This is a genomic window from Cryobacterium tagatosivorans, from assembly GCF_004402215.1.
Classification (GTDB): domain Bacteria; phylum Actinomycetota; class Actinomycetes; order Actinomycetales; family Microbacteriaceae; genus Cryobacterium; species Cryobacterium tagatosivorans.
In genome coordinates this window covers 54,815-65,728 of record NZ_SOEZ01000063.1, presented here as the reverse complement: position 1 = coordinate 65,728, position 10,914 = coordinate 54,815, and the positions used below count along the sequence as shown (strand labels likewise).

At 70.6% G+C, this 10,914-nt stretch carries 12 protein-coding genes; 1 reads left to right on the top strand and 11 read right to left on the bottom strand.

Annotated features, from left to right (window positions below):
• Positions 1–233 precede the first annotated feature (233 nt).
• Genes tsaD through glmS form a run of 7 tightly spaced genes read right to left on the bottom strand, consistent with a single transcriptional unit; the run spans position 234 to position 6,324 of the window.
• Positions 234–1,301 (bottom strand): tRNA (adenosine(37)-N6)-threonylcarbamoyltransferase complex transferase subunit TsaD, encoded by a 1,068-nt coding sequence (tsaD, locus tag E3O23_RS13545; protein ID WP_134491829.1) that lies wholly within the window; start codon positions 1,299–1,301, stop codon positions 234–236.
• Entirely contained in the window at positions 1,298–1,783 is a 486-nt protein-coding gene (rimI, locus tag E3O23_RS13540; RefSeq protein WP_134491826.1) for a ribosomal protein S18-alanine N-acetyltransferase, read from the bottom strand. Before rimI ends, tsaD begins: the two co-directional genes overlap by 4 nt.
• Positions 1,780–2,415, bottom strand: coding sequence for a tRNA (adenosine(37)-N6)-threonylcarbamoyltransferase complex dimerization subunit type 1 TsaB (gene tsaB, locus E3O23_RS13535; RefSeq protein ID WP_134491824.1), 636 nt, complete (start codon positions 2,413–2,415; stop codon positions 1,780–1,782). The genes rimI and tsaB overlap by 4 nt, the downstream gene beginning before the upstream one ends.
• Positions 2,416–2,424: 9 nt before the next feature.
• Complete coding sequence (gene tsaE / locus E3O23_RS13530; RefSeq protein WP_134491822.1) at positions 2,425–2,970, bottom strand: tRNA (adenosine(37)-N6)-threonylcarbamoyltransferase complex ATPase subunit type 1 TsaE; 546 nt, start codon at positions 2,968–2,970, stop codon at positions 2,425–2,427.
• 4 nt (positions 2,971–2,974) lie between these two features.
• Positions 2,975–4,099, bottom strand: a complete 1,125-nt coding sequence (gene alr / locus E3O23_RS13525; protein ID WP_134491820.1) for an alanine racemase — start codon at positions 4,097–4,099, stop codon at positions 2,975–2,977.
• Complete coding sequence (locus E3O23_RS13520) at positions 4,096–4,449, bottom strand: holo-ACP synthase (RefSeq protein WP_134491818.1); 354 nt, start codon at positions 4,447–4,449, stop codon at positions 4,096–4,098. Before E3O23_RS13520 ends, alr begins: the two co-directional genes overlap by 4 nt.
• 24 nt (positions 4,450–4,473) lie before the next feature.
• Positions 4,474–6,324, bottom strand: coding sequence for a glutamine--fructose-6-phosphate transaminase (isomerizing) (glmS, locus tag E3O23_RS13515; protein WP_134491816.1), 1,851 nt, complete (start codon positions 6,322–6,324; stop codon positions 4,474–4,476).
• A gap of 33 nt (positions 6,325–6,357) precedes the next feature.
• Here glmS and coaA point away from each other — a divergent pair, with 33 nt between their 5' ends.
• Entirely contained in the window at positions 6,358–7,314 is a 957-nt protein-coding gene (gene coaA, locus E3O23_RS13510) for a type I pantothenate kinase (RefSeq protein ID WP_134491814.1), read from the top strand.
• Between the two features lie 87 nt (positions 7,315–7,401).
• Here coaA and glmM read toward each other — a convergent pair whose 3' ends face one another.
• From glmM to truA, 4 genes are all read right to left on the bottom strand, one after another.
• Complete coding sequence (gene glmM / locus E3O23_RS13505) at positions 7,402–8,763, bottom strand: phosphoglucosamine mutase (protein ID WP_134491812.1); 1,362 nt, start codon at positions 8,761–8,763, stop codon at positions 7,402–7,404.
• 19 nt (positions 8,764–8,782) lie between these two features.
• Entirely contained in the window at positions 8,783–9,268 is a 486-nt protein-coding gene (gene rpsI / locus E3O23_RS13500; RefSeq protein WP_134491810.1) for a 30S ribosomal protein S9, read from the bottom strand.
• Between the two features lie 48 nt (positions 9,269–9,316).
• The gene (rplM, locus tag E3O23_RS13495; protein ID WP_134491808.1) at positions 9,317–9,763 is read right to left on the bottom strand and encodes a 50S ribosomal protein L13; all 447 of its coding nucleotides are present in this window, start codon (positions 9,761–9,763) and stop codon (positions 9,317–9,319) included.
• A gap of 178 nt (positions 9,764–9,941) precedes the next feature.
• On the bottom strand, positions 9,942–10,877 hold the full coding sequence (gene truA / locus E3O23_RS13490) for a tRNA pseudouridine(38-40) synthase TruA (protein ID WP_134491806.1): 936 nt from the start codon (positions 10,875–10,877) through the stop codon (positions 9,942–9,944).
• Positions 10,878–10,914 lie beyond the last annotated feature (37 nt).

Below are 10,914 nucleotides of genomic sequence, written 5' to 3'. Positions count from 1 at the left end.
GGGCGCAGCGGCGGGCGCAGCGGCGGGCGCAGCGGCGGGCGCAGCGGGCGTCACGGCGGGCGGCCCGTAGCCGGGAGGGGGCGGCGGCTGGTTCGCGGACGGCGGTCCCACGGGCGGCATGTTGGGATCGGTCATGAGGAAGCTCCTTTTGTGATCCGGACGGGAAGGGCCGATCACGAGCAGGTCGAGGCGGCGGTGCCAGAATACCGCGAACCACCGGGTGAGGCGGCGTTTCAGACCTGAATTTCCGACACCGGCAACGTCGAATCCGCGCCGAATCCCAGCGTGGAGGGTTCGTGCCCGGCGATGATCAGCTGCGCCCCGAGCGCCGCGATCATCGCCCCATTGTCTGTGCAGAGCGACAACGGGGGGATGCGCAGGGCGATCCCGGCCGCGGTCGTACGTTCTTCGGCGAGGGCCCGGAGCCGCGCGTTCGCGATCACGCCGCCGCCCAGGAGCAGGCGCGGTACGCCGAGATCGACGCAGGCGGCAACGGCCTTGGTCAGGAGGATGTCGACGACCGCCTCACGGAAGCTGGCGGCGACATCCGCGATCGGCACGGTCTCGCCGGCGTCCTGCCGCTGTTCGACCCAGCGCGCGACCGAGGTCTTGAGGCCGGAGAAGGAGAAATCGTAGCGGTGCAGGGCCATGTCCTTGGGTCGGCTGAGGCCGCGGGGGAATCGGATCGCCCTCGGGTCGCCGCCCTGCGCGGCGCGGTCGATCTCGGGTCCGCCGGGATAGGGCAGGCCGAGGATGCGCGCGACCTTGTCGAACGCCTCGCCGGCCGCGTCGTCGATGGTCTCGCCGAGGAGTTCGACGTCGGAGACCAGGTCGCGCACGAGGAGCAGCGAGGTGTGGCCGCCGGAGACGAGGAGGGCGATCGTGGGGTACTCGAGGGGCTCGTCGGCGTGCTCCGCGCCGTTCCGCAACAGGTCGGCGCCGACGTGGCCGACGAGGTGGTTGACCGCGTAGATCGGTTTGCCGAGCGCGACGGCCAGCGCCTTCGCGGCGCCGACGCCGACCATCAGGGCCCCGGCGAGCCCCGGACCGCTGGTCACGGCTATGGCGTCGAGGTCCGTAAGCCGGATGCCCGCTTCCGCCACGGCCGCGTGGATGGCCGGGACGAGTTCCTCCAGGTGGGCACGGGCGGCGACCTCGGGGACGACGCCGCCGTAGCGGGCGTGTTCCTCCATCGACGACGCGATCGTGTTGGAGAGCAGGGTGGTGCCGCGCACGATGCCGATGCCGGTCTCGTCGCAGGACGTCTCGATGCCGAGAACGAGGGGATCCAGGCGGTTCATGCTGTGGCCTCCATCGTCGGCGCGGGGATGACCAGCCGCATGACGATCGCGTCGACATTGTCGGGCTGGTAGTAGCCGCGGCGCACGCCGACCTCGTCGAAGCCGAGCCGTTCGTACAGGCGCTGCGCCGACGGGTTGTCGGCGCGCACCTCGAGGAAGACCTCGCGCGCGCCGCGCTTCCGCGCCTCGCCGATCAGGGCCTGCATGAGGGTGCGGCCGAGACCGCGGCCGCGGGCCGCTGGAGCGACGGCGATGGTCTGGATGTCTCCCTCGGGCGCCCCGCGCGGGGCGAGCAGCCCGGCGTAGGCCTCGATCCTTTCCGGCTGGTCCGGGGGGAACGCGACGAGGTAGTAGCAGTTGGGGTCGGCGACATCCCGGGCCATCATTTCCGGCGACCAGGCATCGTTGTCGAAGGTGCTCGTCTCGAGGGCCATGATCGCGTCGACGTCGGCGGGCGTGGCGTGCCGCAACTGCCAGGTCATCGGCTCACTCGCTTCGGGCCGGCCGAGATGGTCACGTCGGGCGAGCGCAGGTAGAGCGCCTCGTCGGCGGCGAACGGATGCCCCTCGAAAAGGCGCCGGGCGGCGACCCGGCCAAGCTCCCCGGCCGATACCGCGGCGGCGTCGAACCGGGGCAGCCGGGCATGCGCCCAGTCCTCGCCCAGCAGCACGTCCGGTTTGGCCACGCCTGGGCCGTCGCTGCGCACGGGCAGCCCGGCGGCATCCGACCCGCTGTAGGCGGACCAGTACACCTCGCGCCGACGGGCATCGGTGACGATGAGGAGCCCGCCGGTGTGACCGGCCTGGTACCGCCCCCAGGCGATGGCGTCGTGGCTGATCACCGGCAGGAACGGGCGGGACGCGCCGAGCGCGAAGACGCGGGCCGCGGCGATCCCGACGCGGAGGCCGGTGAACGGTCCGGGGCCCATGCCGCCGACCACTCCGGTGAGCGCGCCGGCGTCCAGGCCGGCCTCACGCAGGCAGTCCTCGATCAGCTGGCCCACGACCTCGGCGTGCCGCATGGTGTCGTCGGTGCTGCGCTCGGCGAGCACGTGCCCTCGGTGGTCGACGACGGCCACGCTCGTTCCGGCGGAGGTGTCAATGGCGAGAAGCACGCTTTCAGCCTATGCGCTGGGCCCCGCCGCGCGCGGCCACTCCCCCTCGGCGGCCCAGCGCGGGCCGACGGGGGTGATGGTGACGGTGCGCGGCTCGTCGAGGTCGAGGTCCAGGTCGGCGGCATCCGCGGGGACGGCCTCGGACGCGCCGAGCGGGCGCTCGATCTCAATGTCGAGCCACGAGTCGGTGATGCCGTCCAGCATTCCGCGGCCCCACTCGACCACGACGATGGAGCCGGCGAAGTCGATGTCGAGGTCGTCGAGTTCGACGGCGCTGGAGAGGCGGTAGGCGTCCACGTGCACCAGCGGCGGGCCTTCGATGGTGCTCGGGTGCGTGCGGGCGAGCACGAAGGTGGGGCTGGTGACCGCTCCGCGCACCCGGAGGCCCGCGCCGAGCCCGCGGGTGAGCGTGGTCTTGCCGGCGCCGAGGGGCCCGGTCAGCACGACCAGGTCCCCGGCGCGCAGCCGGCCGGCGAGGTCGCGGCCGAACTCGTACATCGCCTCGGCATCGGGGATGGACAGGCGCGCCGGTGTGGGGTTCGCGCGTGGCTGCATCCGCCTACTCCGCTGCCGGGTTGCGGTAGCTGCGCGGCACGCGACGGCCGATCCGGGTGACGATGTCGTAGTTGATCGTGCCGGCCGCGTGCGCCCACTCGTCGGCGCTCGGCACCCCGGCCGCCGGGTCGCCGAACAGCACGACCTCGTCGCCGACGCGCACGAGGTCCTCTCCCACGCTGACGACGAACTGGTCCATGGCGATGCGGCCGACGACCGGGTGGGGGCGGCCGGCGATGCTCACCCGGGCGCACCCGGACGCCTGCCGCGGGACGCCGTCGGCGTAGCCGAGGGGCACGAGCGCGAGGGATGAGTCCACCGGCGCGCGCCAGGTGTAGTCGTAGGAGACGCCGGCGCCGGCGGCGACGTGGCGCACGGCGGCGACCCTCCCGCGGAGGGTCATCGCCGGCACGAGTCCGAGCTCCGCCGAGGTCGCGTCGTCGAACGGCGAGAGGCCGTAGATGCTGATGCCGAGGCGCACCATGGCATAGCGGGCGGCGGGCAGGCGCAGGGCCGCGGCCGACGCGGCCAGATGGGTGAGCTCGGGCGAGAGCCCGGCGGCGGCGGCGAGGGCGAGCCCGCGGTCGAAGCGCGCGATTGCCTCCGTGTCGTCGGCCGGTGACGCGTTGGACAGGTGGCTGAAGATGCCGCGCACGCGCAGCCGGCCTGCCCGTTCGAGCTCGGCGGCGAGGGTGAGAACCGGGGCCCACTCCGATTCGTGCACGCCGTTGCGGCTGAGCCCGGTCTCGAGTTTGATCTGCACGGATGCCGTGCGGCCGAGCGATTCCGCGGCATCCGCCACCTGCTGCAGTTGCCGGGCCGACGACAGGCCGAGGTCGATGTCGGCGGCGATGGCCCCGGCCCAGTCCGCGTCCGGGTCGTGCAGCCAGGCCAGGATGGGCGCCCGGATACCGGCGCTGCGCAGCTCGAGGGCCTCCTCGATGTCGGCGACCCCGAGCCAGTCGGCGCCTCCCGCCAGCGCGGCCCGGGCTACCGGCGCCGCGCCGTGGCCGTAACCGTTCGCCTTCACCACGGCCATGGTGTGCGCGGTGCCGATCACCGAACGCAGGTGCGCGACATTCGCGGTGACGGCGCCGAGGTCGACGACGGCCTCCCGGTAGCCGGTCATGGTCCCTCCAGCACCACGAACGCGCAGGCGACCCCGGCGTCATGGGTCATCGTGAGGTGCGCGCCCGTGACGCCCCGCTCGGCCAGTGCCGCGAGTGCGCTGCCGTGCATCACGAATCCGGGGTTGCCGTGGTCGTCGGCGACGACCTCCAGCTCCTGCCAGGTGATCGCCGCGCTGTCGCCGAGGGCCTTGACCAGGGCCTCCTTGGCCGCGAACCGCGCCGCCAGGGAGTGGATCGGCAGCCCGCGTTCGCTCTCGGTGAAGAGGCGCGGGATGAGCCCGGGGGTGCGCTCGACCTGGCGCTCGAAGCGAGCGAGGTCGACGATGTCGACGCCGATTCCCCTGATCATGCGCGTCCCGTGGTCATGCGTGGGTTACTCGACCGTGACGGATTTCGCGAGGTTGCGCGGCTGGTCGACGTCGAGTCCCTTGGCGATGGACAGCTCCATCGCGAAGATCTGCAACGGGACGACGGCCAGGAACGGCTCGAACAGCGGCGCGGCCAGGGGAATGTGGATCACGGTGTCCGCGAACGGCAGCACCGCGGCATCCCCGATTTCGGCGATCGCGATGATGCGTGCGCCGCGGGCGCGGATCTCCTGGATGTTGGAGACGACCTTGGGGTGCAGGTGCGCGGACCCGCGCGGGCTCGGCACAATCACGAACACGGGCTGGCCGGGCTCGATCAGGGCGATCGGGCCGTGCTTGAGCTCGCCGGCGGCGAAGCCCTCAGCGTGGATGTAGGCGAGCTCCTTGAGCTTGAGCGCGCCCTCCATGGCGATGGGGAAACCGACGTGGCGGCCGAGGAACAGGACCGCGCGGGTGTCCGACATCCACTTGGCGAGCTGGCGGATCGAGTCGGCCTCGAGCAGCGTCGTGGCGATCTTGGCGGGAACGGCCTGCAGCTCGGCGGTCTGCACCGCCAGCTCGGCTTCGCTCAGGCTGCTGCGGACGCGGGCGAGGTGCAGTGCGAAGAGGTAGAGGGCGGTGATCTGGGCGACGAACGCCTTCGTCGACGCGACTGCGACCTCCGGGCCGGCGTGGGTGTAGATCACGGCGTCGGACTCGCGGGGAATGGTGGCGCCCTGGGTGTTGCAAATCGAGATGGTCTTCGCGCCGGCCTCCCGGGCGTACTTGACGGCCATCAGCGTGTCCATGGTCTCGCCGGACTGGCTGATCGAGACCACGAGGGTGTCCTCGCCGAGCACCGGGTCGCGGTAGCGGAACTCGTGGCTGAGCTCGACGTCGACCGGCACACCGGCCCACTTCTCGATGGCGTATTTCGCGGTCTGGCCGGCGTAGGCGGCCGTTCCGCAGGCGATGATGACGATCCGGCGGAGCCCGGCGAGCACGTCGTCACCGAATTCGGTCAGTTCGGGCACGACGACGTGGCCGTCGGTGATGCGGCCGCGCAGCGTGTTCGCGACGGCGTCGGGCTGCTCCGAGACCTCCTTGGCCATGAAGCTGGACCAGCCGCCCTTGTCGGAGGCGGACGCATCCCAGGCCACCTCGAACTCCTCGCACTCGACGGCGTTGCCGTCGAAGTCGGTGATTGTGACGAGGTCGGGGGTGATCGTGACGATCTGGTCCTGGCCGATGGCGAGGGCGCGGTGGGTGTATTCGACGAACGCGGCGACGTCGGAGCCGAGGAAGTTCTCGCCGTCGCCGAGGCCGATCACGAGCGGGGAGTTGCGGCGGGCGCCGACGACGACGCCGGGCTGGTCCTGGTGCACCGCGAGGAGGGTGAACGCCCCGTCGAGGCGGGCGACGACCGTGCGGAAGGCTTCGCTGAGGTCGCCGACGCGCTGGTATTCGCGGCCGAGCAGGAGGGCGGCGACCTCGGAGTCGGTCTCGCTCGTGAAGGAGAAGCCTTCGGCGAGGAGTTCGTCCCGGAGCGGCCCGAAGTTCTCGATGATGCCGTTGTGGATCAGGGCAAGGCGGCCGTTGTCGCCGAGGTGCGGGTGCGCGTTCTGGTCCGTCGGACCGCCGTGCGTGGCCCAGCGGGTGTGCCCGATGCCGGTGCGCCCGTTGCTGATCGGGTGCGCCTCGAGTTCAGCGGTGAGCATGGCGAGCTTGCCGGCGCGCTTGGCCGTGTTCAGATGGCCGGAGTCGTCGATGACGGCGATGCCGGCGGAGTCGTACCCGCGATACTCGAGTCGACGCAGCCCTCCCATGAGGACTTCCACACTCTTGCTGTCTCCGACATATCCAACGATTCCGCACATGCACCTGATTTTAGCGGGACTAAGCTGGGTGGAATGTCCGAGCCGCTTGTGAGCACCGCAAACAGCGGTCACGGCACCCCATTTGTCGAACTCGACCGGGCGGACTGGGCGGCTCTCGCCCACTCCACGCGGCTGCCGCTCCGCGAGACCGAGATCGTCCAGTTGCGCGGCCTGGGCGAGCCGCTCGACCTGAACGAGGTCTCCGAGGTCTACCTGCCGCTGAGCCGGCTGCTCAACCTCTACGCCGCGGGCGCGCGCCAGCTGCACCGGGCCACGAGCGACTTCCTCGGCGAGCGGGCTCAGCGCACGCCGTTCGTGATCGGTGTCGCCGGATCCGTCGCGGTCGGCAAGTCCACCATCGCGCGCCTGCTCCGCGAGCTGCTCGCCCGCTGGGAAGACACCCCCCGGGTGGAGCTCGTGACGACCGACGGCTTCCTCTTCCCGAACGCCGAGCTCACCCGCCGCGGCCTGATGGACCGCAAGGGCTTCCCCGAATCGTACGACCGGCGCGCCCTGCTCCGCTTCGTCTCCGCGATCAAGAGCGGCGCCGAAGAGGTCCGTGCCCCCTTCTACTCGCACCTCCGCTACGACATCGTGCCCGACGCCCAGATCGTCGTCCGACAGCCCGACATCCTCATCGTCGAGGGCCTGAACGTGCTCGCTGCACCGGGCCCAGGGCAGGGCATGGCGGTCAGCGACCTGTTCGACTTCACGGTGTACGTGGATGCCCGCACCCGGGACATCGCCCGCTGGTACGAGGAGCGCTTCCTCAAGCTGCAGCGCGGCGCCTTCGCCAACCCGAAGTCGTTCTTCCACCGGTACGCGGAGCTGAGCGAGGACCAGGCGCGCACGCGGGCGCGGCAGATCTGGGGCAGCATCAACGAGCCCAACCTGCTGCAGAACATCCGCCCCACCCGGTCGAGGGCGACGCTCGTGCTGCGGAAGGACCCGAACCACGCCGTTTCGAAGGTGCTCCTCCGCAAGGTCTAGCCGCCCCACCCCCGCGAAACCGCAGTTGTGCGCGTTAAACCCGTCGAATGACGCGCACAACTGCGCTTTCGCGGGGTGCGGGAGAGGCTAGTTGGCCAGGCGTTCGAGCACGATGTCGGCGAGGCTGTGCGCGAGCCGGTCGGCGGTCGGCTGGTCGGCCGCCTCCACCATGACGCGGACCATCGGCTCGGTGCCGGAGGGACGCAGGAGCACCCGGCCGGAGTCGCCGAGCTCCACTTCGGCGGCGGCAATCGCCGCGGTGATGACGTCGTCGGAGTGCAGGGCGCGGTGATCGACGCCGCGCACGTTCACGAGGATCTGCGGGTACACGGTCATCACGGATGCCAGCTCGGCGATCGTCTTGCCCGTGCGTGCCATCTCCGCGACGAGGTGCAGGCCGGTCAGGATGCCGTCGCCGGTCGTGGCGAACTGGGTCATGATCACGTGGCCGGACTGTTCCCCGCCGAGCGACAGCCCGTTGGCGTTGAGCTCCTCGAGCACGTAGCGGTCGCCCACCTTGGTCTGGATGACCGTGATGTCGTTGGCCGCCATGGCCTTCCGCAGGCCGAGGTTGCTCATGACGGTCGCCACGAGCGTGCGGTCCTTGAGCACGCCGCGCTCGGCCATCGATACGGCGAGGATGGCCATGATCTGGTCGCCGTCGATGACGTTGCCCTCGTGGTCGACGGCGAGGCAGCGGTCGGCGTCGCCGTCGTGGGCGATCCCGATGTCGGCGCCGTGTTCGAGCACGGTCCTGGCGAGGTTGTCGAGGTGGGTCGAACCGACGCCGTCGTTGATGTTGACGCCGTCGGGGTCGGCGCCGATCACGGTGAGCGTGGCGCCGGCATCCGTGAAGACCTGCGGCGAGACGCCCGCCGCGGCCCCGTGGGCGCAGTCGAGCACGACGTGGATGCCGTCGAGGCGGTTGGGCAGGGTACCGAGGAGGTGCACGACGTAGCGGTCCTCCGCGTCGGCGAACCGGCGGATGCGGCCAACGTCGCCGCCGATGGGCATGAGCACGTCCATCGCGAGGTGAGCCTCGATGCGGTCCTCGACGTTGTCGGGAAGTTTGGTGCCGCCGAAGGCGAACAGCTTGATGCCGTTGTCCGGGGCGGGGTTATGCGAGGCGGAGATCATCACGCCGAAGTCTGCGCCGATGTCGGCGATGAGGAATGCGGCGGCGGGCGTCGGGATGACCCCGGCGTCGAGCACGTCCACTCCGGAACTGGCCAGGCCTGCGGCGACCGCGGCCGAGATGAACTCGCCCGAGATGCGCGGGTCGCGGGCCAGCACGGCGACCGGACGGCGACCGGACGCCCGACGTTCCTCGGCGCGGCGGCCCTGGGTCAGGACTGTGGCGCTCGCCTGGGCGAGGCCCAGGGCCAGGCCAGCCGTGAGATCACGGTTGGCCAGGCCCCGGACACCGTCCGTGCCAAAAAGTCGAGGCATAGTGCCGTCGGCTATCGGATTAACGCTTCGAGAACTGCGGAGCCTTACGGGCCTTCTTGAGTCCGGCCTTCTTACGCTCCTTGACGCGTGCGTCACGGTTGAGGAAGCCGGCCTTCTTGAGGATGGCGCGGTTGTTCTCTTCGTCGATCTGGTTGAGCGAGCGCGCGATGCCGAGGCGAAGAGCGCCGGCCTGGCCGGAGGGGCCACCGCCGGTGATGCGCGCGATGACGTCGTAGCTGCCGAGGAGGTCGAGGACCTTGAACGGGTCGTTGATCAGCTGCTGGTGCAGCTTGTTCGGGAAGTAGTCGGTCAGCTCGCGGCCGTTAACCGTGATGGTGCCGGCTCCGGGAACGAGACGCACGCGGGCGATGGCCTGCTTGCGACGGCCAACGGCTGCGCCGGGGACGGTGAGGATGGCGCGGGGCGCCTTGGTAGCAACTTCAGCGGGAGACTCGGTCGAGTAACTCTCCGGAGCCGCGTCAATCTGGTCTGCGATTTTCGCCACGATGGTGTGAATCCTTTTTCTTAGAGTCGAGGAGGCCGGGAGCCGGCGCTACTGAGCGACCTGGCTGAGGGTGTACGGCTTGGGCTGCTGCGCGGCGTGCGGGTGCTCCGGGCCTGCATAGACCTTGAGCTTCGCCAGCTGGGCGCGGCCGAGCGAGTTCTTCGGCAGCATGCCGCGAATCGCCTTCTCAACCGCACGCGTCGGGTGCTTCTCGAGCATCTCGGAGTAGTTGGTTGCCGTGAGGCCGCCCGGGTAACCGGAGTGGCGGTAGGCGATCTTCAGGTCGAGCTTCTTGCCGGTCAGGGCAATCTTCTCGGCGTTGACGATGATGACGAAGTCTCCCATGTCCATGTGGGGAGAGAACGTGGCCTTGTGCTTGCCGCGAAGGAGAACGGCGGCGTGGCTGGCAAGACGACCGAGAACGATGTCTGTGGCGTCGATGACGACCCAGTCGTGCTGGACTTCGCTTGCCTTGGGTGTGTAAGTGCGCGTCACTAGTGTGCTGCTTTCTTTTTTCGAACGGAGGTGTTCGTGAATCCCGCTCCGGGTGTGTTCTAGAAGAAGAACACGATCGATGGAGGGCTCACGTTCGTGTGCCTGGCTGCAACGCGCAGACACCAAAGGTCCATGGTAGTCGGCCGGCGCCGGACTCGCAATTCGGGCCGGGACGCGCTCAGGTGGGGAAGGCCTCCGGGTGCACCCGCCGGGCGCGGGTCTCCACCGCGCGCAGGGCCAGTTCGGCGTCCTCCGGGTATCCGACCTGGATGAGCGACAGGCCGTGCGGCGCCATCACGTTGAAGTCGCCGCTCGGGCGTTCCCGTTCGAACCGCAGGTCGATGAGGCGCGCCGGGTCGAGCTTGCCCTCCCCCACGGCGACGCAGGCGCCGACGAGGGAACGCACCATGCTGTGGCAGAACGCATCCGCCTTGACCACGGCCACGAGCACGCCGTCCGGGTCCCGCCGCCAGCTGAACTGCTGCAGGGTGCGGATCGTCGTGGCCCCCGGGCGGCGCTTGCAGTAGGCGGCGAAGTCGTGCAGGCCGACGAGGCTGGCGGCGGCGGCATCCATCGCCGCGACGTCCAGCTCCTGCGGATACCACGTGGTGCGGAGGCGCTGCAGCGGGTCGTGCAGGGCCAGGCGGTCGGCGATCCGGTACTCGTACCGGCGCCAGAGGGCCGAGTAGCGGGCGTCGAACCCGGCGGCCGCCCGGCGCGCCCGGACGACAACGATGTCGGGCCGGTTGACGAGGATGCCGCGCAGCCGGTGGTGCAGTTCCGCTCCCAGTTCGAGCGTGGCGGGGCGCACCCCGATGCCCTGGCGCGGGCGCACGAGGCCCTCGGCCTGCTCCGCGGTGAGGTCGACGTGGGCGACCTGGCCGAAGGCGTGCACCCCGGCATCCGTGCGCCCGGCGACGGCCAGCGTCGGCCCCGGCGGGTAGCGCTTGAGGATCGCCGCGAGTCCGGCCTGGATCTCGCCCTGCACCGTGCGGAAGCCCGGCTGGATGGCCCAGCCGGCGAAGTTCGTGCCGTCGTAGGCGATGTCCAGCCGGAGGCGCGTGGTCCCGGGGGTCTCCGGGCGCCGGGAGGCGTCATCCGGCGTGCTGTTCACTGCTCCAGCCTAGGGTGCCGAGCCGCCCTGGGCCTCG